General features: G+C 73.0%; 21 protein-coding genes. 12 read left to right on the top strand and 9 right to left on the bottom strand.

All coding sequences use genetic code 11. From position 1 onward, the window contains the following. Positions 1 to 411: 411 nt before the first annotated feature. Positions 412 to 1,311, bottom strand: coding sequence for a polysaccharide deacetylase family protein (locus ACZ3TI_RS12940; protein ID WP_465726251.1), 900 nt, complete (start codon positions 1,309 to 1,311; stop codon positions 412 to 414). Positions 1,312 to 1,573: 262 nt separating this feature from the next. Here ACZ3TI_RS12940 and ACZ3TI_RS12935 point away from each other — a divergent pair, with 262 nt between their 5' ends. Next, a complete protein-coding gene (locus tag ACZ3TI_RS12935) occupies positions 1,574 to 2,431 on the top strand; it encodes an SAM-dependent methyltransferase (protein WP_465726250.1) in 858 nt (285 codons plus the stop codon). A gap of 77 nt (positions 2,432 to 2,508) precedes the next feature. Here ACZ3TI_RS12935 and ACZ3TI_RS12930 read toward each other — a convergent pair whose 3' ends face one another. After that, positions 2,509 to 3,378, bottom strand: a complete 870-nt coding sequence (locus tag ACZ3TI_RS12930) for an Fpg/Nei family DNA glycosylase (protein WP_465726249.1) — start codon at positions 3,376 to 3,378, stop codon at positions 2,509 to 2,511. 237 nt (positions 3,379 to 3,615) lie between these two features. Between ACZ3TI_RS12930 and ACZ3TI_RS12925 the strand changes: the two genes are divergently transcribed. From ACZ3TI_RS12925 to ACZ3TI_RS12905, 5 genes are all read left to right on the top strand, one after another. After that, a complete protein-coding gene (locus tag ACZ3TI_RS12925) occupies positions 3,616 to 4,077 on the top strand; it encodes an SRPBCC family protein (RefSeq protein ID WP_465726248.1) in 462 nt (153 codons plus the stop codon). A 108-nt stretch (positions 4,078 to 4,185) separates the two neighbouring features. After that, on the top strand, positions 4,186 to 4,845 hold the full coding sequence (locus tag ACZ3TI_RS12920) for a hypothetical protein (protein WP_465726247.1): 660 nt from the start codon (positions 4,186 to 4,188) through the stop codon (positions 4,843 to 4,845). Positions 4,846 to 4,962: 117 nt separating this feature from the next. Next, complete coding sequence (locus ACZ3TI_RS12915) at positions 4,963 to 5,757, top strand: DsbA family protein (RefSeq protein WP_465726246.1); 795 nt, start codon at positions 4,963 to 4,965, stop codon at positions 5,755 to 5,757. Beyond that, a complete protein-coding gene (locus tag ACZ3TI_RS12910) occupies positions 5,754 to 6,407 on the top strand; it encodes a vitamin K epoxide reductase family protein (protein WP_465726245.1) in 654 nt (217 codons plus the stop codon). Before ACZ3TI_RS12915 ends, ACZ3TI_RS12910 begins: the two co-directional genes overlap by 4 nt. Before the next feature lie 68 nt (positions 6,408 to 6,475). Continuing rightward, positions 6,476 to 7,060 carry a dihydrofolate reductase family protein gene (locus ACZ3TI_RS12905; protein ID WP_465726244.1) on the top strand — a complete coding sequence of 195 codons (585 nt, stop codon included), beginning with the start codon at positions 6,476 to 6,478 and terminating at the stop codon, positions 7,058 to 7,060. Between the two features lie 32 nt (positions 7,061 to 7,092). Here ACZ3TI_RS12905 and ACZ3TI_RS12900 read toward each other — a convergent pair whose 3' ends face one another. The 3 genes from ACZ3TI_RS12900 to ACZ3TI_RS12890 are packed head-to-tail and all read right to left on the bottom strand — an operon-like array spanning position 7,093 to position 10,051. Continuing rightward, on the bottom strand, positions 7,093 to 8,076 hold the full coding sequence (locus tag ACZ3TI_RS12900; RefSeq protein WP_465726243.1) for an adenosine deaminase: 984 nt from the start codon (positions 8,074 to 8,076) through the stop codon (positions 7,093 to 7,095). Further along, positions 8,076 to 9,461 (bottom strand): MFS transporter, encoded by a 1,386-nt coding sequence (locus ACZ3TI_RS12895; RefSeq protein WP_465726242.1) that lies wholly within the window; start codon positions 9,459 to 9,461, stop codon positions 8,076 to 8,078. The genes ACZ3TI_RS12900 and ACZ3TI_RS12895 overlap by 1 nt, the downstream gene beginning before the upstream one ends. Next, positions 9,458 to 10,051, bottom strand: coding sequence for an ArsR/SmtB family transcription factor (locus tag ACZ3TI_RS12890; protein WP_465726241.1), 594 nt, complete (start codon positions 10,049 to 10,051; stop codon positions 9,458 to 9,460). The genes ACZ3TI_RS12895 and ACZ3TI_RS12890 overlap by 4 nt, the downstream gene beginning before the upstream one ends. Positions 10,052 to 10,208: 157 nt before the next feature. Between ACZ3TI_RS12890 and ACZ3TI_RS12885 the strand changes: the two genes are divergently transcribed. After that, positions 10,209 to 10,490 (top strand): DUF6158 family protein, encoded by a 282-nt coding sequence (locus ACZ3TI_RS12885; protein WP_402213188.1) that lies wholly within the window; start codon positions 10,209 to 10,211, stop codon positions 10,488 to 10,490. Positions 10,491 to 10,662: 172 nt separating this feature from the next. Then, positions 10,663 to 12,051 carry an NADP-dependent succinic semialdehyde dehydrogenase gene (locus ACZ3TI_RS12880; RefSeq protein ID WP_465726240.1) on the top strand — a complete coding sequence of 463 codons (1,389 nt, stop codon included), beginning with the start codon at positions 10,663 to 10,665 and terminating at the stop codon, positions 12,049 to 12,051. A gap of 35 nt (positions 12,052 to 12,086) precedes the next feature. On the opposite strand, the gene ACZ3TI_RS12875 is transcribed toward ACZ3TI_RS12880, so the two are convergent. After that, positions 12,087 to 12,368 carry a hypothetical protein gene (locus tag ACZ3TI_RS12875; RefSeq protein WP_465726239.1) on the bottom strand — a complete coding sequence of 94 codons (282 nt, stop codon included), beginning with the start codon at positions 12,366 to 12,368 and terminating at the stop codon, positions 12,087 to 12,089. Positions 12,369 to 12,416: 48 nt separating this feature from the next. Then, complete coding sequence (gene ku, locus ACZ3TI_RS12870) at positions 12,417 to 13,406, bottom strand: non-homologous end joining protein Ku (RefSeq protein ID WP_465726238.1); 990 nt, start codon at positions 13,404 to 13,406, stop codon at positions 12,417 to 12,419. A gap of 149 nt (positions 13,407 to 13,555) precedes the next feature. On the opposite strand from ku, the gene ACZ3TI_RS12865 reads away from it, so the two are divergent. The 3 genes from ACZ3TI_RS12865 to ACZ3TI_RS12855 all read left to right on the top strand — a co-directional run bounded on the left by ACZ3TI_RS12865 (position 13,556) and on the right by ACZ3TI_RS12855 (position 16,849). Beyond that, positions 13,556 to 13,786 (top strand): hypothetical protein, encoded by a 231-nt coding sequence (locus ACZ3TI_RS12865; RefSeq protein ID WP_465726237.1) that lies wholly within the window; start codon positions 13,556 to 13,558, stop codon positions 13,784 to 13,786. A gap of 230 nt (positions 13,787 to 14,016) precedes the next feature. Continuing rightward, positions 14,017 to 15,456: an amino acid permease gene (locus ACZ3TI_RS12860; RefSeq protein ID WP_465726236.1), complete on the top strand. Its 1,440-nt coding sequence runs from the start codon at positions 14,017 to 14,019 to the stop codon at positions 15,454 to 15,456. A gap of 211 nt (positions 15,457 to 15,667) precedes the next feature. Continuing rightward, a complete protein-coding gene (locus ACZ3TI_RS12855) occupies positions 15,668 to 16,849 on the top strand; it encodes a helix-turn-helix domain-containing protein (protein ID WP_465726235.1) in 1,182 nt (393 codons plus the stop codon). Positions 16,850 to 16,893: 44 nt separating this feature from the next. On the opposite strand, the gene ACZ3TI_RS12850 is transcribed toward ACZ3TI_RS12855, so the two are convergent. Further along, positions 16,894 to 17,016 (bottom strand): hypothetical protein, encoded by a 123-nt coding sequence (locus ACZ3TI_RS12850; RefSeq protein WP_465726234.1) that lies wholly within the window; start codon positions 17,014 to 17,016, stop codon positions 16,894 to 16,896. Between the two features lie 235 nt (positions 17,017 to 17,251). After that, positions 17,252 to 18,040 (bottom strand): S1 family peptidase, encoded by a 789-nt coding sequence (locus tag ACZ3TI_RS12845; RefSeq protein WP_465726233.1) that lies wholly within the window; start codon positions 18,038 to 18,040, stop codon positions 17,252 to 17,254. Between the two features lie 141 nt (positions 18,041 to 18,181). Here ACZ3TI_RS12845 and ACZ3TI_RS12840 point away from each other — a divergent pair, with 141 nt between their 5' ends. Beyond that, entirely contained in the window at positions 18,182 to 18,976 is a 795-nt protein-coding gene (locus ACZ3TI_RS12840) for an EI24 domain-containing protein (RefSeq protein ID WP_465726232.1), read from the top strand. Positions 18,977 to 19,078 lie beyond the last annotated feature (102 nt).

Below are 19,078 nucleotides of genomic sequence, written 5' to 3'. Positions count from 1 at the left end.
TCACGCTACGCCGTCCCCCCGCGCCACCCCACCCGGTGGCGCGGGGCTCCGGAGGCGGCTCAGGAGAAGACCACGGAGCGCAGCTTCAGCCGGTCGCCGAGGATCTTGCCGGGGTTCATCGCGTAGAAGGTGTCACCGCTGCAGTCGAAGTCGAGGAAGACCGGAAGTCGCCGATGGCGGCGTTGGCGGAGGTGGGGACAGCCACGACGAGGGCGACGGCACTGACGACGGCGAGAACAGCATTACGGAGACGCATGAATGAGGGCCTTTCAGGTGGTACCCGGCGGTACCCGGTTTCATTGGTGCGAGATCACCCTAGAGCCCCCAAATATGCAGAAACGGTTCTCCCAATCCACCCGTTCGAGTGGTTTAAACGCCGAGCCCGCTACCCCGACTCCCCTGGAGGTGCTCTCAGTTCGGCGGGGCCGTGAAGAAGTACCCCGAGTCGATGAGCACCGGCAGGTAGGTCTTCAGCGCCGCCACCGTCTGCGACCGGTCCCCGCCGCCGTCATGGTTGAGCACGATCGCTCCGGGTCGGACGTCCTTGAGGATCCGGTCCGTGATCACCGAGGTCCCCGGCCGGGCCCAGTCCCTCGGGTCCACCGACCACCCCATGTTCCGCATCCCGAGGTCCGCGGCCACCTTGAGCGACGCCGGGGACCAGTCCCCGCCCGGCGCGCGGAACCAGGTGGGCAGCCGGCCGGTGGTCTTCTGCAGCAGGTCCGAGGTGCGCTGCAGCTCGTCCCGCACCTTGGTGTCGGACAGGTTCCGCAGGTCCGGGTGGGTCCAGGTGTGGTTGGCGATGTGGTGGCCGCGGTCCGCGATCTCTCGCACCAGGGCCGGGTGTTCGACCGCGTTCTCGCCGATCAGAAAGAAGGTCGCCCGGATCCCGTACTGCTGGAGCAGCGCCAGCACGGTGGGCGTGTGCCGGGGGTCCGGCCCGTCGTCGATGGTGAGCGCCACCACCCGCCGCGCCGCGTCCAGCTCGTACACCGGCTTGCTCTCCGCCTCCGTGAGCATCTTGTGCACGGGCATCACGCTCGGCGCGGCGGCGGAGGGGGAGGCGGCCGAGGGGACGGCGGACGGCGGCGCCGCCGAGGCCGTCGGGGACGGCGCGGCCGGCACCGCGCCCGGCGCGCCCTCCGGCCCGGCCGGCGCCACCGGGAGGGCGCTCTCGGCCACCCCTTCCCCGGAACCGCCCTCGGCGTCGCCGCTCCAGGGACTGCGGCAACCGGCGGCCGCCCCCAGCAGGGACATCCCGGCCGCGACCAGCAGCAATCTTCGCGAAGTAATCTGACGATCTGACAGCATTCTTGATGCTTGCCCCGGCCGCGACCGCCCCTCCCCGGGGGCAACTCCTACGGACCCGATCACCACTCCGACGGCCCAAAGGCGACCCGAAGCCGCCCCGAGGACGGCCCGAGGAGCAGCCCACGGGAGCCCGAGAGCAGTCGGGCGCTCACCCCGCTCCCCGCACCCTCCGCCACTCCCCCGACCGGTCGCTCCGCCTCCCGTCCGGACCGCTACGCTGTGCCTTCCCCAGTGTGATGATCTGCCATCAGAGGACGTGGCCATGACGACGAGTCAGGACTCCCCCCAGCAGGGCCCGCAGCAGGACGCCGCCGAGCTGACCCAGTGGGAACGGTTCGGCGTCGACACCACCACTCCGCACTCCGCGCGCGTGTACGACTACTGGCTGGGCGGCAAGACCAACTTCCCGCCGGACCGCGCCATGGGGCAGGCCATCGAGCAGGCCGTGCCGAGCGTCAAGGAGATGGCCAAGGCCAACCGCGCCTTCCAGGGCCGAGCCGTCCGCTACCTGGGCCGGGAGCACGGCATCCGCCAGTTCCTCGACCTCGGCACCGGCATCCCCACCTCGCCCAACACCCACGAGATCGCCGAGGCGGTCAGCCCCGGCACCCGGGTCGTCTACGTCGACAACGACCCGATCGTGCTGGCCCACGCCCGCGCGCTGATGGTCTCCAGCCCGGCCAGCCGCACCACCTACATCCACGCCGACCTGCGCAAGCCGGAGGAGTTGTTCACCGACCCGGCGCTCACCTCCACCCTCGACCTCACCCAACCGGTCGGCCTGCTGATGATCGCCGTACTGATGCTGATCGCCGACGAGGACGACCCCTGGGGCCGGGTCGCCGCGCTGCGCGACGCCCTGCCCGTCGGCAGCTGCCTCGCCCTCACCACCCCCACCCCGGACTTCGACCCGGAGGCCGTCGGCAAGGTCGCCGAAGCCGCCCGGGCCGGCGGGATGACCCTGGTCCCGCGCGGCTACGACGACGTGGTCCGCTTCTTCGACGGCTGGGAGCTGATCGAGCCGGGCGTCGCCCCGGTCCTGGCCTGGCGCCCGGACCGCGAGCCGCCGGCCGACCCGAAGGCCGCGTACTACTGGGGCGGCGTCGCCATCAAGCGCTGAACCCCGTCCGACCGGCCCCGGGCCCCGCGTCCGGGGCCGGCGCCGGTGTCCGACGCCCGCACGAGGCCCCGGGGGCCTCACTTCAGCAGGCGCGACATCCGGCGGTCCGCCAGCGGCTTGCCGCCGGTCTGACAGGTCGGGCAGTACTGCAGGGAGGAGTCCGCGAAGGACACCTCCCGTACGGTGTCCCCGCAGACCGGGCACGGCAGGCCGGTCCGGCCGTGCACCCGGAGCCCGAGCTTCTTCTCCGCCTTCAGCTCCCCCGCCGCCAGCCCGTGCGAGCGCTCCACCGCGTCCCGCAGCGTGCTGCCGAGCGCCTCGTAGAGCCGGGCCGTCTCCTCCTCGGTCAGCGCGGACGCCAGCTTGTACGGCGACATCCGGGCCGCGTGCAGCACCTCGTCCGAGTAGGCGTTGCCCACCCCCGCCAGCACGCTCTGGTCGCGCAGCACGCCCTTGATCCGGCGCCGGTCGCCCCGTAGCAGCGCGGCGAAGTCCTCCAGGGTGAAGCCCGGGTCCAACGGATCCGGACCGAGCCTGGCCACACCCGGCACCTCCGCGGGGTCCTTCACCACGTAGACCGCGAGGCCCTTCTTCGTCCCGGCCTCGGTGAGGTCGAAGCCGTCCCCGGCCTCGCCCTCCAGGCGCAGCCGCAGCGCCAGCGGGTTCTTCGGACCGGGCCGCGGCGGCTCGGCGGGCAGGCTGTCCTTCCAGCGCAGCCAGCCCGCCCGGGCCAGGTGGACCACCAGGTGCAGTCCGCCGGCCTCGATGTCCAGGAACTTGCCGCGCCGGGTCACCGGACCGACCGTCCGCCCCTCCAGCGCCGTCACCGGCGGGTCGTACGTCTTCAGCGCGCTGATCGCCACCGGCTGTACCCGGGCGATGACCCGTCCGGTCAGCCGCTCGGACAGGAAGGTGCTCAACGCCTCGACCTCGGGCAGCTCCGGCATGCGCCCAGTCTCCCCCAGCCCACCCCCCACCGCGCGCCCTGGCCCGAGCCTCCCTCGCCCCGCCCCCGTCCCCTCGCCCCCTCACGCCTCCCGCCCCTTCGCCCAGACCGCCCCGTCCCCTCCGTCCCCCTCCCCTCGCCCTGCCCCGTCCCCTTGCCCCTCCGCGCCCCGCCCCCATCCCTTTGCCCACCCTCGCCCCCGGAGCGCAGGCTGGAACGGAGGAGGTGCCGCGCCGCCATGAGCACCCTTGAGGAACAGATCGACATCGCCGTCCCCGTCCTCGCCGCCTGGGAGCAGCTGCACCGGGTGCACGAGTACCCGCGGTTCGTCGACGGCGTGCGCAGCGCCCACCCGCACGGGCGGAACCTCGCGCACCTCGGGGTGGAGGTCGGCGGCGCCGAGCGTTCGGTCGACACCGAGATCACCGACCGCGGGCGGGGCCGGGTGATGGCCTGGCGGACGCTTGACTCCCTCCGGTTGAGCGGTGCCTTCGCGCTGCTGCCGCTCGACGCCCGGCACACCCGGGTGCAGATCCGGGTGGAGTACGACCCCGAGGCCGTGCACCTGGTGTTCGGCGGGCCGCGGGGCTTCGCCCTGGCCGGGGCGATCGAGCGCACGGTCCGTGAGGACCTGCGGCATTTCCGGGAGCTGGTCGAGGCCAGGGTGAGCGCCGCGGACGACCGCCCGCAGGAGCCGTGAGGAGCCGTAAGGGGCGCATAAGCCCAGCTCAGCGAGGGTGGTGAGGCTGTTCACAGGGCCCTTCCGGCCCGGCCGTTTCGCTTTCGACCTGTGGCAGACTCGGATGCCATGGACATCGGCCCGGTCACCAGGACGCTCCGCGCGGCGGTCTTCGCCGCGCTGGTCGTGCTGCTCGCCGGGCTCGGCCAGGTGCTGGTCACCGGGCGCGCGCTGCCGGTGGGCCCGATGGTCCTGGCCTCGGTCGCGGTCTTCGCGGTGGCTTTCGCGCCGGCCGGCCGTGAGCGCGGCTACCCGGCGATCGCCGCGGTGTTCCTGCCGCTGGAGCTGGGCGTCAGCGCGCTGTTCGACGTCGCCCAGACCACCTGTCCCTCCCTGCCGCCCGGTGCCGGGCACGGCCTTCAGCCGCTGCTGTGCGGCGGCGGTTCGCTGGGCGGCTTCCTGCTCGGCCACGGCGTCTCCCAGCAGACCGGCGTACTGCTGCTCCTGCTGCTGCACACGGTGATCGCGCTGGTCGGCGCGTACTGGCTGCGCCGCGCGGACGCCGCGCTGAGCGGCACGGCCCGTACCGTCCGGATGCTGGGCGAGTTCCTGCACCGGCACTTCCCGGCGGCCGCCCGCTGGCTGCTGCTGCTCGCCGCGCCCGTCCCGGCCCGGCCGGTGGCGCGGGTGCCGTTCCCTCCGGCCAGCCGTGCGCTGGTCCCCGCCGAGGACATCGTCGTCCGTCCTGCGGTCCGGCGCGGTCCGCCGGTGTTCGCCCTGGCCGCCTGAGCCGCTGCGCTCCACTCGAGCCGCTGCGCTCCGCCGGTCCTCTCACCCCCGGCGCAGGCCCCGACCCCGGCCGCGCCCGCACCCCCGCACGCCCGAGAGCACAGGACGACGACACCCATGAGCAACACCCGCAAGTCCGACCGGAAGACCTCCGCCACCGACCGCATGCGCACCGCCCGGGCCCAGGCCGAGCGCTCCGACCGCATCCGCCGCCGGGTGGTGGTCGGCGCCGCATTCGCCGCCGTGCTCGCCCTCGCCGCGGGTGTGGCCGTCGCCGTCGGCGGCTCCTCCGGCTCCGGTTCGGGTGCCGCCGCGAACGGCCCGCTGGTCGTCCCCGCCAACGCGAGCGGCGCCGGCGGCACGGTGATCACCTACGGCAAGGCCGACGCCCCGCACACCCTGGAGGTCTACGAGGACTTCCGCTGCCCGTTCTGCGAGCAGCTGGAGACCACCACCGGTACGGCCGTCCAGCAGCTCGCCGACGCCGGCACGTACAAGATCGAGTACCACCTGGCGACGTTCCTGGACAACAACCTCGGCGGCAAGGGTTCGCGCACCGCGCTGGCTGCCGCCGGTGCCGCGCTGAATGAGGGCGTGGACAAGTTCAAGCAGTTCCACGACGTGCTGTACGCCAACCAGCCGGACAAGCGCAGCGACGCCTTCGGCGACGTCAACCACATCCTGGACCTGGCCGGCCAGGTGCCCGGCCTGAAGACCGACGGCTTCGTGAAGGCCGTCCGGGAGGGCACCTACGCGCCGTGGGCGGCCAAGGTCAACGAGGAGTTCAACAAGAGCGACGTCACCGGCACCCCGACGGTCAAGCTGGACGGCAGGAAGCTGGACGTCCTCAGCAACGGCAAGGCCGTCTCGCCCGAGCAGTTCACCGCGATGGTCAAGCAGGTGACCGGGTGACGCCCGCCGCCCGCACGCCCGCCGCCCGCACCGCTCGGAAGGCCCCTGCCGCTCGGACGGCCCACGGCGCGAGCCGCCCCTTCGCCTGGCTGCTGCTGATCGGCGGCGCGGTCGGCCTGTTCGCCTCGGTGGTCCTCACGCTGGACAAGATCCGGCTGCTGAAGGACCCGTCGTACGTCCCCAACTGCAACATCAATCCGATCATCAGCTGCGGCTCGATCATGCGCAGCGACCAGGCCGAGGCCTTCGGCTTCCCCAACTCGCTGATCGGGCTGGTGGCCTTCGGCGTCGTCATCGCCGCCGGCGCCGGGCTGCTCGCGGGTGCGGCGTACCGGCGCTGGTTCTGGCTCGGTCTGCAGGCCGGGACGGTCTTCGGGGTCGGCTTCGTGACCTGGCTGATGTACCAGGCGCTCTACCGGATCGGTGCGCTCTGCCCGTACTGCATGGTGGTGTGGGCCGCGGTGATCCCGCTGTTCTGGTACACCACGCTGCACAACCTGCGCACCGGGGTGATCCCGGTGGGTCCGCGTCTGCGGGTGGTCGTCCGGGAGGCGGCGCGCTACCACTGGGTCGTCCCGGCGCTGTGGTACGCGGTGATCGCGCTGCTGATCCTCAACCGGTTCTGGTACTACTGGAGCACCCTGATCTGATCCCCCGTCCGCCGTCCTCCCGTTCCCGCCACGGGCGGACGGCGGACCATTCCTCCTGGTGGGGCGCCATGCGACGCAGGATCGTCCTCTTCGTGTCCGTCTCGGTCGACGGCTATTTCGAGGGCCCGGACCACGACCTGAGCTGGAACCTCGTCGATGACGAGGTGCACACCCACTTCAACCGGGAACTCGCCCGGATGGGTGGTTTCATGTCCGGCCGGGTGACGCACGAGCTGATGGCCTCGGTCTGGCCCACCGCCGACCAGGACCCGGACGCCGACGCCCCGATGGTCGAGTTCGCGGGCATCTGGCGGGCGATGCCGAAGTTCGTCTTCTCCCGCACCCTCGACCACGCCGACTGGAACACCACGGTCGTCCGCGAGGTCACCCCCGAGTCGATCGCCGCGCTCGCCGCCGGTCCGGGCGGGGACCTCTGCCTCAGCGGTGCGAACCTGGCCGCGTCCTTCCTCGCCCAGGACCTGATCGACGAGTTCCGCCTCTACGTCCACCCCGTCGTCCTCGGCCGCGGCACGCTCTTCTTCCGCCCGACGGAGCACCCCACCCCGCTCACCGTCACCGAGACCCACCGTTTCACCAACGGCGTCACCCTGCTCCACTACACGCGCAACGGCCCGTCACCCCTCGACGGGTGACGGGCCGCCGACGGCGACCGGATCCGGGCCGGTCAGAAGGTGAACGCCTCGACCTCGGCCAGGAGTTCGGCCCGGCGCCGGTCGTCGATGAACGAGGCGCGGAAGGAGTTGGCGGCCAGCCGGCGCAGGGTCTCCCGGTCCAGTCCGAGGGCATCGCGGACGGCACGGAAGTTGTCCTCGACGTAGCCGCCGAAGTACGCGGGGTCGTCGGAGTTGACGGTGACCAGCAGGCCGGCGTCCAGCATCTCGCGCAGCGGGTGGTCGGCGATCGTGTCGATGCAGCGCAGGCGGACGTTGGAGAGCGGGCAGAGGGTCAGCGGGATCTGCTCGCGGACCAGGCGGGCGACCAGTTCGCCGTCCTCCAAGCAGCGCAGCCCGTGGTCGATCCGCTCGACGCCGAGGACGTCCAGCGCCTCGGTGATGTACGAGGCCGGGCCCTCCTCGCCCGCATGGGCGACGCGCCGCAGTCCGGCCTCGGCGGCCCGGCGGTACACCTCGCGGAACTTCGCCGGCGGGTTGCCGACCTCGGCCGAGTCCAGGCCGATGCCCGCGATCCGGTCGAAGTACGGGCGGGCGGCCTCGAAGGTCTCCAGCGCGGAGTCGGCGGACTCGTCCCGCAGGAAGCACATGATCAGCTGGGTGCTGATCCCGTACCGCTCCTCGCTGCGCGACAGCGCCCGGGTGAGCCCGTCCACCACCACGCCCAGCGGCACTCCGCGGGCGGTGTGCGCCTGCGGGTCGAAGAAGATCTCCGCGTGCCGCACGCCCTGCTCGGCGGCCCGGGCCAGGTAGGCGTCGGCGAGGTCGGCGAAGTCGTCCTCGGTGCGCAGCACGGCCATCAGCGCGTAGTACAGGTCCAGGAAGGACTGCAGGTCGCTGAAGGAGTACGCGGTGCGCAGCTCCTCGGTGTCGGCGTACGGCAGCTCGACGCCGTTGCGGGCGGCGAGCTCGAAGGCGAGCTCGGGCTCCAGGGTGCCTTCGATGTGCAGGTGTAGTTCGGCCTTGGGAAGGGGCATCAGCGATCTGTCCGAGCGGTAGCGGGGGAACCCGAAGGTACGGATGAATTCATCCTATGATCTTCTCGATCTGTGGGCGCGGCGGCCTCCGAACGCGGCTGCGGAGGCGCCGTGGGCAACTCCCGGAGGGTGCGCAGCGGCGAGCACAGCGGCAGCGCTCCGGCCGCCGCGAGCAGACCGGCCATGACCCACATCGTGGCGCGCAACCCGATCGCCGCACCGAGCGCGCCACCGGCCAGGGCACCGAGCGGGATGGTCGCGTGGAGGGCGAACATCGAGCCGGCGGCGACTCGGGTGAGCAGCTCAGGCGGCGTGTAGGACTGTCGGAAGCTGCCGAACACGATGTTGCAGAGCACCACCGCCGCGACCACCGCGAGCGACCCGACGACGTAGAGCGCCGTCCCGAGGCCCGGCCCGGCCAGCGGCATCAGCAGCCCGAAGGGGACGACGGTGAGCAGCACGGTCCGTACCCCGCGCGCCGTTCCGAGCCGCCGGCACAGCGGACGGGCCACCAGCGCACCGAGCACGCCGCCGACCGCGGCGACCGAGGCGAGGGCACCGACCCAGCCGGGGGCGATCCCGGCCTCCCGGACCAGGAACAGCGCCAGGATCGACTGGTAGCCCATGAGCGCGAAGTTCGCGGCCGCGCCGAAGCAGAGGAAGGCCCGCAGGTACGGGTCGCGCAGCAGGAAGGACAGCCCCTCCCGGACCTGCCCGAGCGTGCCCGCTTGCTCTTGCCGCAGTGCCACCGGCTCCGGCTCCGGCCTGGAGCGGATCCGCAACAGGGTGTCGGCCGCGATCAGGAAGCTCACCGCGTCGATGAGCAACCCGCCTGCAGCGCCCAGCAGTTGGACGGTCAGTCCGGCCAGTCCGCGGCCGGCTACCGCAGCCGCCGAGGCGCTGCCCTCCAGTTTGGCGTTCCCCTCGATCAGGTCCTCCGGTGCCACCAGCTCGGGCAGGTACGCCTGGTAGGCCGCGTCGAAGAACACCGACGCGACCCCACTCAGGAAGGCCACGGCCAGCAGGTGGGCCAGGGTGAGCCCGCCGAACCAGCCCGCCACCGGCACGCTCGCGAACAGCACGGCGGAGCAGAGGTTGCAGGCGATCATCACGGTCCGCCGCGGCGCCCGGCCGACCCAGACCCCGGCTGGCAGGCCGAACACCAGCCAGGGCAGCCAGACCGCCGCGGTCAGGGCGCCCGCCGCGAGTGGCCCGGCGTCCAGCGCCAGCACCGCGACCAGCGGCAGCGCGACGGAGGTGATGTTGCTGCCCAGCCGGCTGACGGTCTCGCCCGCCCACAGCAGCCGGAAGTCACGCCGGGCGAGCAGCCCCCAGCGCGAGCGGGCGGTCCCGGGCGCCCGCTCCGGGGCGGTGACGGCGGTCACGGCCTGGCCGGGACGCTGTGGGCGAAGGCGAGCACGGTCTCGCGCTCCCGACCGTCCTCGGGCTCCGGCCGGTTCGCCCACTTCTGGATCACCGCATGGAGGTCCCCTGCCAGCTCCCGGGCCTCCTCCGGGGTGAGCCGCAGCCAGGTCTGGGTGGCCACCGAGCAGCCGTCCCGCCAGTCGGGCCCGTACCCGCCGCGTCGCACCGCCCACTCGCGGACCAGCTCGACCTGGCGCTCCAGGAGGATCGAGCCGGCCGCGTCCGCGACGGCCTCGGCGACCGGGTCGCCGTCGAAGTCGGCCCTGGTCCAGCTGAGTTCGCGGTCGGCGAGCCGCCACCACCGCTCGCGGCGGTCCCGGGCGAGTTCGGGCGCCTCCGCGATCAGCCCGCTCTCGGCGAGCACCTTCAGGTGGTGGCTGACGTTGCCGACCGCCTGTTCGGTGCGCTCGGCGAGCTTCCCGACCGTGGCCGGGCCGTCCACCTTGAGGAGGTCGAGCAGGCGGCGGCGCAGCGGGTGGGTGAGGGAGGCGAGCACCCGGGAGTCCTGGATCTCCCGGGCGCCGCGCGGTTCGTCCGTCGTGTCGATCATGCCGGGATGCTATCGACAAGAGCTCTTGTACGACATCTCTTTTACAACTCCCCCCGTGCCTCCGTCCGACGCGCGCCCCCACCCGCCTCGAACGGGTGTACCGGCGGCGGTCACCGGGCACCCCGTAGGAGGGGACTTCCGCCGAGGAGGTACCGAGATGCGGCACGCCGACGCCACGCACATCCGGCCCGAGGGCATCTCCCCGCACGCTCTGGGCAACGACACGCTCCTGCACGAGCTGGAGCAGCTGCACCGCACGCGCCACGAGACCTTCCTGTACGGGTCGGAGGAGGCGCTGAAGCGGCACACGCTGCGCACCGGGCAGCTGGAGGCCGAGTACCTGCATCGCTTCCCCAACCGGCAGGTGACCGCCGGGCGGACCAGGGCCGGGGCCCGGGCCCGGGAGGCGGCGGCCCGGGTGGAGTCGCTGCCGGAGTGACGGGCCCGCACCGCACCCGCCCGGCGGGACACGCCGGGCGCGCCGCGGCGTGCCCGGAGCCCGGGCGTCGGGGAGGGTGTGAGGCAGACGGCACCGGGCCCGGCCCCCACCGGAACCGGTGCCCGCACCCGCACGCTGACCGGACGACCCAGACCCCCCTCGGGAGCCCCGCATGCCCATCGCCAGCGTCAACCCCGCGACCGGCGAGACCCTGGAGACCTTCGAACCGCTCGACGCGGCCGGCATCGAACGGCGGCTGGCCCGCGCCGAGGCCGCCTTCCACAGCTACCGCGACACCCCCTTCCCGGTCCGCGCCGGGCTGATGCTCGCCGCGGCGGACCTGCTGGACCGGGACCAGGAGGCGATCGCCCGCACCATGACCGAGGAGATGGGCAAGCCGCTCACCGCCTCCCGCGCCGAGGCCGCCAAGTGCGCCAAGGCGATGCGCTGGTACGCCGAGAACGCCGAGGCGCTGCTCGCGGACGAGCAGCCCGCCCCGGCCGACGTCGCCGACTCCGGCGCCGCCCGCGCCTACGTCCGCTACCGCCCGATCGGGCCGGTGCTGGCCGTGATGCCGTGGAACTTCCCGTTCTGGCAGGTGGTCCGGTTCGCCGCGCCGGCCCTGATGGCGGGCAACGTCGGGCTGCTGAAGCACGCGTCCAACGTGCCGCGCACGGCGGTGGCGCTCGAGCGGCTGTTCCAGCGGGCCGGCTTCCCCGAGGGCTGCTTCCAGACGCTGCTGATCGGCTCGGGCGCGGTCGAGGGCGTGGTCCGGGACCGCCGGGTCGCCGCCGTCACCCTCACCGGCAGCGAGCCCGCCGGGCGCGCCGTCGCCTCCGCCGCGGCGGACGAGGTCAAGAAGGCCGTGCTGGAGCTGGGCGGCAGCGATCCGTTCGTCGTCCTGCCGAGCGCCGACGTGGACGCCGCGGTGCGGACCGCCGTCCGGGCCCGGGTGCAGAACAACGGCCAGTCCTGCATCGCCGCCAAGCGCTTCATCGTGCACACCGACGTCTACGACCGCTTCACCGCCGGCTTCACCGGGGCGATGCGCGCGCTGCGGGTCGGCGACCCGATGGACGAGGCCACCGACGTCGGCCCGCTGGCCAGCCGCCAGGGCCGGGACGACCTGGAGGAGTTGGTCGAGGACGCCCGGACCCACGGCGCCCGGGTGGAGTGCGGCGGCGGCCGACCGGAGGGCTGGGACACCGGCTGGTTCTACGAGCCGACGGTGCTGACCGGCATCACCCCGGCGATGCGGATCCACCAGGAGGAGACCTTCGGCCCGGTCGCCACCGTCTACCGGGTCGCGGACCTGGACGAGGCGGTCGCGCTCGCCAACGACACCCCGTTCGGCCTCAGCGCCAACGTCTGGACCACCGACACGGACGAGCAGGAGCGCTTCGTCCGCGACATCCAGGCCGGCGGGGTGTTCTTCAACGGGATGACGGCCTCCCACCCGGCGCTGCCGTTCGGCGGCGTCAAGCGCTCCGGCTTCGGGCGGGAGCTGTCGGGGCACGGGATCCGGGAGTTCTGCAACATCACCACGGTGTGGATCGGCTGAGTCCTCCCGGGCTCAGCCGATCCACCCCGGCCGGGTCAGGTCGCCATCCGGTGCCTGCCCCGGCCGGGCGTCATCCAGCGGGCGAGCACGCCGAACATGGCGACGACCGTCAGGCCCCAGAAGATCGCCATCGGCACCAGCACCGCGAGCAGGCTCACCTGGGTGGCGACCATGCCGAGGCCCACCGACAGCGCGACCATGAACGTCACCACGGTCGGGCTGAGGGTGAGCAGCCAGTTCCAGGCCCGGTGTCCGAAGCCCTGGTTCCGCTGGGCCTCGGGGTGGGATTCGACTTCCTTGTAGGTCAGCAGGTCCATCGGGACCGCCTCCAAATGCTGGACGGGAGGGAACGCCTGGCCCGGGGGTCAGGAGGCCTTGCGGGGAGCCGCGGACTTCCGGCTCGCGGTCTTCTTCGCGGCGGAGGTCTTCGTCGAGGCGGAGGTCTTCGCCGTCGTGGTCTTCGCCGCGGCGGTCTTCTTCGCCGTCGTGCTCTTCGCGGCGGTCTTCCTCGCGGGGGCCCGCTTGCGCGGCGCGGGCTCCTCCTCCGCTTCCGCCTCCGGCGCCCCGGTCGGCCCGCGCCCGCCCTTGGCCTGCTTGAGGCTGCTGCGCAGCGCCTCCATCAGGTCGATCACGTTGTCCGGCGCCTCGCCGGGCTCCTCCTCGTGCGGGATCTCGACGCCCTCGAGCCGCGCGGTGATCACCTGCTGCAGCGCCTTCTGGTAGTCGTCGTGCAGCTGCGCCAGGTCGAAGTCCTCGGAGAGGGTGTCCATCAGCGACCGCGCCATCTTCAGCTCCTGCGGCCGTACGGTGACGTCCTCCTCGGGCGCGATCCCGGCCACCGGGCGGACCTCGTCGGGCCAGATGCAGGTCTGCAGCACCAGCGTGTTGTCGTGCACCCGCAGCACCGCGGGCGACTCCCGGGTGCGCAGCGCGATCTTGGTGACGGCGATCTGCCCGGACTCGGTCAGTGCGTCGCGCAGCAGCGCGTACGGCTTGGCGGCGGCCTTGTCGGCGACGCCCACGTAGTAGGCCTTGGAGAACATCAGCGGGTCGATCTCGCCCTCGTCGACGAAGGCCAGCACGTCGATGATCTTCTTGCTGGGCAGCGGCAGCTCGGCCAGGTCCTCGTCACTGAGCGTGACGGTCCGGCCGTCGGGGGATTCGTAGCCCTTGGCGATCTCCGCGTACGGGACCTCTTTCTCCTCCCGCTCGCAGTACCGCTTCATCCGCACCCGCCCGCCGTCCTTGGCGTGCACCTGGTGCAGCGGGACGTCGTGCTCCTGGGTCGCGGAGTAGAGGTGGACGGGGATGCTGACCAGCCCGAAGCTGATCGTCCCCTTCCAGGTGGTCTGCATGGGGTCGCTCCTGTCCGGCGCCGAGGAACCGGCGGGCGCCGAGCACGCTCGGGGACTTGCTCCGACGAATGCCCCGAGAATCCCACTCTGCCCGGGTTTGCCCCGATCGGCCACACCGCGCCGACAATGGGCCGAGGAGGTCTATGCCGATGACCGCCACCGGCCGGACCGGTCACGCCCCGCCACCGGACCGCACGACGTACCGGGTGACGTACGCCGCGCTCGGAGAGGTGCGCGAGGACGAGGTCACCGTGGTGCCCGGGTACTCAAGGGAGAGCGACATCCCGCGGATCCTCGCCGCCCGGCTCGCCGACCGGCTCGCGGCCCCGCCGTCGGGGTGGCGGCCGGAGGTCGTCGTGCTCGATTTGAGGGAGATCTGACCTCGGCCGACCCCCACCGACCTGACGATGCGTCAGATCTGAGCTTTTCCGACCCCCATCAAACCCGCCCTGACCTGGGCTTTTATGTCCGGTAAGCGAACAGTTATCAAAGCATTGTTCCGATACTCGGGCGTAGAAGTTAGGTTGCACCGCAATGCGCGGGTCTGTCCCCCCACCCTGCGGCGACGAGCCGAGGGTCCCCGCGCTGGAAAGGCACAGGGCACCCTCAGATGAGTGCGAACACCACCAAGCCGGCGGCAGCCGCGCAGCTCCCCCACCAGGCGGGACCGCACGGGCACGGCGGCGACGGCCACCTCAAGGCCGGACTCAAGAACCGCCACCTGTCGATGATCGCCATCGGCGGTGTGATCGGCGCCGGCCTGTTCGTCGGCTCCGGCGCGGGCATCGCGTCCACCGGCCCCGGCATCCTGCTCTCCTACGCACTGGCCGGCGCACTGGTCGTGCTGGTGATGCGGATGCTCGGCGAGATGGCCGCGGCCGACCCGCAGAGCGGCTCCTTCTCGGCGTACGCGGACCGCGCGCTGGGCCGCTGGGCCGGGTTCACCATCGGCTGGCTGTACTGGTTCTTCTGGGTCGTGGTGCTCGCGGTCGAGGCGACGGCCGGCGCGAAGATCCTCAACCAGTGGGTGCCCGGCGTGCCGCAGTGGGGCTGGGCGCTGATCGTGATGGCGGTGCTGACCTCCACCAACCTGTTCTCGGTCGCCTCGTACGGTGAGTTCGAGTTCTGGTTCGCGGGCATCAAGGTGGTCGCGATCGCCGCCTTCCTGGTGATCGGCACGCTGGCCGCCTTCGGCCTGCTGCCCGGCACCCACACCGTCGGCGCCAGCAACCTGACCGGCCACGGCGGCTTCCTGCCGCACGGGGTGGGCGCGGTGTTCACCGGCATGCTCACCGTGGTCTTCGCCTTCATGGGCAGCGAGATCGTCACCCTGGCCGCCGGCGAGTCGGAGGACCCGCAGAAGGCGGTGACCAAGGCCACCAACAGCGTGATCTGGCGCATCGGCATCTTCTACCTGGGCTCGATCCTGCTCGTGGTCACCCTGCTGCCGTGGGACTCCGCCGAGGTCAAGGCCAGCCCGTACGTGGCGGTGCTGGACCACATCGGCATCCCGGGCGCCGGCCAGGTGATGGACGTGATCGTGCTGACGGCCGTCCTCTCCTGCCTCAACTCGGGCATGTACACCGCCTCCCGGATGGCCTTCTCGCTCGGCCAGCGCGGCGACGCCCCCAAGGCCTTCGCGAAGGTGACCGACCGCGGCGTGCCGCGGGTGGCCATCCTCTCCTCGGTGGTCTTCGGCTTCATCGCGGTGTTCTTCAACTACACCTCGCCGGACACGGTGTTCGCGTTCCTCCTGAACTCCTCCGGCGCGGTCGCGCTCTTCGTCTGGCTGGTCATCTGCGCCACCCAGCTGCGGATGCGCAAGATCATCGAGCGGGAGATGCCCGAGCGGCACACCGTCAAGATGTGGCTGTACCCGTACCTGACCTGGACGGCCATGGGCATGATCGGGTTCGTCATGGCGTACATGTTCACCGACGAGGACGGGCGCAAGCAGATGTACCTGTCGCTGGTCGCCGCGGCGATCGTGCTCGCGGCCTCGGCCGTGGTGGGCCGACGTCGGCGGGCCGCGGTGGCGGCGGGATCCTGACCCGTCCCGCACCGCGCGTGAACGCCGGGCCCGGGAGCCGTTGCGGAGGCTCCCGGGCCCGGTCCCGCTTCCGGGCCGTCCCGCCCGGTGCCGTGTCCGGGCCGTCCCGCCCGGTCCGACCGAGGCGCCAGTTTGACCATGGCACGTCAAAGGGGATACCTGGGCATGGCGCTCCCCCACGAGCGCTCCCCCACCCTCCCCGGGAGACCCCGTGCCGCCCCTACCCGCCCCCACCTCACCCCCGCCGCCCCAGCCCCGGACCGAACCCGAGTCCGCACGCCTGCGCTTCGGACGCCGGCTGCGCCACTGGCGCGAGGCCCGCGGCCTCAGCCAGACCGAGTTCGGCCGACTGCTCGGCTACCACAACTCGCTGATCAGCCGGGTGGAGAACGCCCTCCGCTGGCCGCCGCCCGGAATGCCCGCCCGGGCCGACGAACTCCTGCTCGCCGGGGGCGAGTTGGCCGAGCTGTGGCAGACCGTCCGGCAGGAGCGCGAACGCCTCGGCGAACTCTCCGCCGCCACCCGGCCGCCGCTCGCCGCCGGCACCGCCCCACCGAACGCCGCCACCGTCGAGGTTCTCGCCCATCTGCTCACCGGCTACCGCGCCGCCGCCGGCCGGATCGGCGGCGAGGAGCTGACCGCCGTCCTGGAGCACCACGCCCGCACCCTGGCCGGCTGGCAGCACACCGCCCCCCGCGAGAGCCTCGCCACCGTCCGCTCGCTCGCCGCCCAGTACGCCGAACTCGCCGGCTGGGCCCACTTCGAGGGCGACCGCTGCACCCGCGCGCTCAGCTGGTACGCGACCGGGCTGGACTGGGCGCGCGCGACCGGCGACCGGGCCACCGCCGCCGCCCTGCTCGCCCGGCAGAGCACCCTGCACTGGTGGAACGGCGACCCGGCCACCGCCCTCGCCCTGGCCGAGGCCGCCCGGGCCGCCGCCCCGCCCCTGCCGGGGATCCGGGCCTGGGCCGCCGTCGCCAAGGCGCACGCCCACGCGCTGGTCGGCGAGGCACCGCAGGTCCGCGCGGCGCTCGCGGACGCCCGCAGACTCACCGAGGCCGCGCGGCGCTGCGGCGAGCCGACCCCCTGGTCGGGACGCGCCGACCTGGTCCTGACCGTCGCGCACGGCACCTGCCACCGGGACCTCGCCGTTCACACCGGCCGCCGCGCCCACGCCCGCACCGCGGCGGCCGGCCTGGAGGCCGCCCTGACCCTCCTCGACCCGGCCGCCCAACCCCGTGACCACACCCTGGTCACCGCCCGCCTCGCCGGCGCCCTCGCCCGCGCCGGCCACCCCGGCGCCGCCACCACCCTGCTCGCCCGGCTGCCCGCCGGCACCACCGGCCGCATCGCCCGCGAACAGCGCCGGGCCCGGGAATGGCTGCGCGGGTGAAGGCCCGGGCGGGGCGGACCCAGCCCGGGCACAGCTGCTGCGGATCAGTTCACGCAGCCCGGCACGGCGCCGCCGTCGCTACCGGGGTTCCCGCCGGACAGGCTCACCCGGTTCAGCGTGAGGCTGCCGCCCGGCGCCACCTGGAACAGCCGGAACGCGGGCGTCATGGCGGCGCCGGACCGGGCGATCGTTCGCTCACGGTGCGCACATCCTGACGGCGCGCTCTCAGCCAACCGCCGCACCACGGCGCACGCCACACGGAGTGGGCCGATCGGCGCCTGGCCCGAAGCGCGCGGCAGGACCGGCCACCACCTGCGGGTGTGGTGGCCGGTCCTGCCGTACCGGCTCGAACACTCAGGGGCTCCGGGGCTCAGAGGCTCGGATACCCAGATGCTCAGGGCCTCAGAGGCCGGCCGCCGCCGCGGCGATGTCGGCCGCGTAGGTGCTCACCTGGGTGTAGACGCCCGGGTAGCCGGCGCGGGCGCAGCCGTTGCCCCAGCTGACGATGCCGACCTGGATCCAGCGCCCGGCGGCGTCCTTGCGCACCATCGGGCCGCCGGAGTCGCCCTGGCAGGTGTCCACGCCGCCCTGGTCGACGTAGCCCGCGCAGAGCGAGCCGGCCTCGTTCAGGCCCGGGTACGCACCCGCGCAGGCGGCGTCGTCGACGAACGGCACGGTGGCCTTGAGCAGGTACCGCTGCTGGGCGCCGCCCTCGCGCGCGGCGCCCCAGCCCATGATGGTGAAGGTGCCGCTGTCGTAGGCGCTGGTGGTGGCGATCGGCAGGGTGCTGACCTGGCTGCTGTTCACCGGCGAGGCCAGCTTGATCAGCGCCCAGTCGTCGCCGTTCTCGGCGCCGGTGAAGGCCGGCGACTGGTAGACGTACGAGGAACGGACCTTGATCGCGCTGCCGCTGCGCAGGTCGACCACGCCGAAGGTGGCCGTGATGCTGCTGTTCGCGCCCGTGCCGTCGACGCAGTGGGCGGCGGTGAGCACGATCTGCGGGGTGTAGAGCGCGCCGCCGCAGCCCATCGAGAGCCGGACCATGAACGGGAACTCGCCCTGCGCCGCCCGCGTGCCGCCGACCACGGTCGGCGACGGCGCGGGCGAGGCCGCGGCGGGCAGCACGAGCGCGCCGGCGCCGAGCACCAGACCGGCCAGCAGGCTTATGACTCTGCCGAATTGACGCCTCATCAGGCTCCTCCTTGCAGTGGGGGGAGACCGAGAGTGGCCCGGCGAGGGGCCGCGGCAGGAGAGGTCCGACCTTGCCGGTCGAAACTGGCAGGAACACGGCAATGTCGGGTTCCGGGTGCGGACACCCTAAGGTGATCGCCCATGCGGGATCTTGTGGCGGGGATGAAGTACCTGGTCGAGGGCCAGCGGTGGGTGGGCCGGCACGGCCGCTGGTGGGGCTTCGGGATGCTGCCGGCGCTGCTCGCCCTGGCCGGCTACGTCGTCGCGCTCGTCTTCCTCGGCGCCTGGTCCCAGGACATCGCCGGCTGGGCCACCCCGTTCGCCGAGCACTGGGGCTCGCCCTGGCGGACCCTGCTGCGCGACGCGCTCGCGGCGGTCGTCTTCGGCGGCGGCCTGCTGCTCTCCGTGCTCACCTTCACCGCCGTCACGCTGCTGGTCGGACAGCCCTTCTACGAGGCGCTCTGCGCCAAGGTCGACGAGACCGAGGGAGGCGCGCCCTCCCCGCCGGACGCCCCGCTCTGGCGCGAACTGCTGATCGCGGTGCGCGACAGCCTGTCCGTGCTGGCCCGGGTGGCGGCGTTCGGCGCGGTGCTGTTCGCCTGCGGGTTCATCCCGGTGGTCGGGCAGACGGTGGTCCCGGCGCTGGGGTTCCTGGTGTCCGGTTTCTTCCTGACCGTCGAGCTGACGGCCGTCGCCCTGCAGCGGCGCGGGGTGCCGCAGCGCGAGCGGATCCGGCTGCTCCGCGCCCGGCTCGGGCTGGCCCTGGGCTTCGGCACGCCGCTGGTGCTGGCCTTCCTGGTGCCACTGGTGACGGTGCCCGCCATGCCGGGAGCCGTCGCCGGCGCCACCCTGCTGGCCCGCGACCTCGTCCCGACCGCGGCGGAGCAGGAAGAGGAGGAGTCGCGCCCGCTCCCCTCCCGGCCTCCGGAGCCGTGACCGTCCGGTCACGCTGCGCCGAAGTCGGCCCGCCCGACATGTGAGGCCGCCCACACGGGGTTCGGCATCTACTGCCCTCGATAGTGGTCCGGCCCCGTGCGG

This window comes from Kitasatospora sp. NPDC023120 (genome assembly GCF_055560835.1).
This window is presented reverse-complemented; position numbering and strand designations above follow the sequence as displayed.

Coding starts and splice junctions, on each gene's coding strand:
- ACZ3TI_RS12885 (WP_402213188.1), top strand. CDS start 10,209: ATGCGGCACGCCGACGCCACGCACATCCGGCCCGAGGGCATCTCCCCG.
- ACZ3TI_RS12880 (WP_465726240.1), top strand. CDS start 10,663: ATGCCCATCGCCAGCGTCAACCCCGCGACCGGCGAGACCCTGGAGACC.
- ACZ3TI_RS12840 (WP_465726232.1), top strand. CDS start 18,182: ATGCGGGATCTTGTGGCGGGGATGAAGTACCTGGTCGAGGGCCAGCGG.
- ACZ3TI_RS12845 (WP_465726233.1), bottom strand. CDS start 18,040: ATGAGGCGTCAATTCGGCAGAGTCATAAGCCTGCTGGCCGGTCTGGTG.
- ACZ3TI_RS12920 (WP_465726247.1), top strand. CDS start 4,186: ATGGACATCGGCCCGGTCACCAGGACGCTCCGCGCGGCGGTCTTCGCC.
- ACZ3TI_RS12940 (WP_465726251.1), bottom strand. CDS start 1,311: ATGCTGTCAGATCGTCAGATTACTTCGCGAAGATTGCTGCTGGTCGCG.
- ACZ3TI_RS12890 (WP_465726241.1), bottom strand. CDS start 10,051: ATGATCGACACGACGGACGAACCGCGCGGCGCCCGGGAGATCCAGGAC.
- ACZ3TI_RS12925 (WP_465726248.1), top strand. CDS start 3,616: ATGAGCACCCTTGAGGAACAGATCGACATCGCCGTCCCCGTCCTCGCC.
- ACZ3TI_RS12905 (WP_465726244.1), top strand. CDS start 6,476: ATGCGACGCAGGATCGTCCTCTTCGTGTCCGTCTCGGTCGACGGCTAT.
- ACZ3TI_RS12875 (WP_465726239.1), bottom strand. CDS start 12,368: ATGGACCTGCTGACCTACAAGGAAGTCGAATCCCACCCCGAGGCCCAG.
- ACZ3TI_RS12850 (WP_465726234.1), bottom strand. CDS start 17,016: ATGACGCCCGCGTTCCGGCTGTTCCAGGTGGCGCCGGGCGGCAGCCTC.
- ACZ3TI_RS12930 (WP_465726249.1), bottom strand. CDS start 3,378: ATGCCGGAGCTGCCCGAGGTCGAGGCGTTGAGCACCTTCCTGTCCGAG.
- ACZ3TI_RS12900 (WP_465726243.1), bottom strand. CDS start 8,076: ATGCCCCTTCCCAAGGCCGAACTACACCTGCACATCGAAGGCACCCTG.
- ACZ3TI_RS12865 (WP_465726237.1), top strand. CDS start 13,556: ATGACCGCCACCGGCCGGACCGGTCACGCCCCGCCACCGGACCGCACG.
- ACZ3TI_RS12915 (WP_465726246.1), top strand. CDS start 4,963: ATGAGCAACACCCGCAAGTCCGACCGGAAGACCTCCGCCACCGACCGC.
- ACZ3TI_RS12860 (WP_465726236.1), top strand. CDS start 14,017: ATGAGTGCGAACACCACCAAGCCGGCGGCAGCCGCGCAGCTCCCCCAC.
- ku (WP_465726238.1), bottom strand. CDS start 13,406: ATGCAGACCACCTGGAAGGGGACGATCAGCTTCGGGCTGGTCAGCATC.
- ACZ3TI_RS12935 (WP_465726250.1), top strand. CDS start 1,574: ATGACGACGAGTCAGGACTCCCCCCAGCAGGGCCCGCAGCAGGACGCC.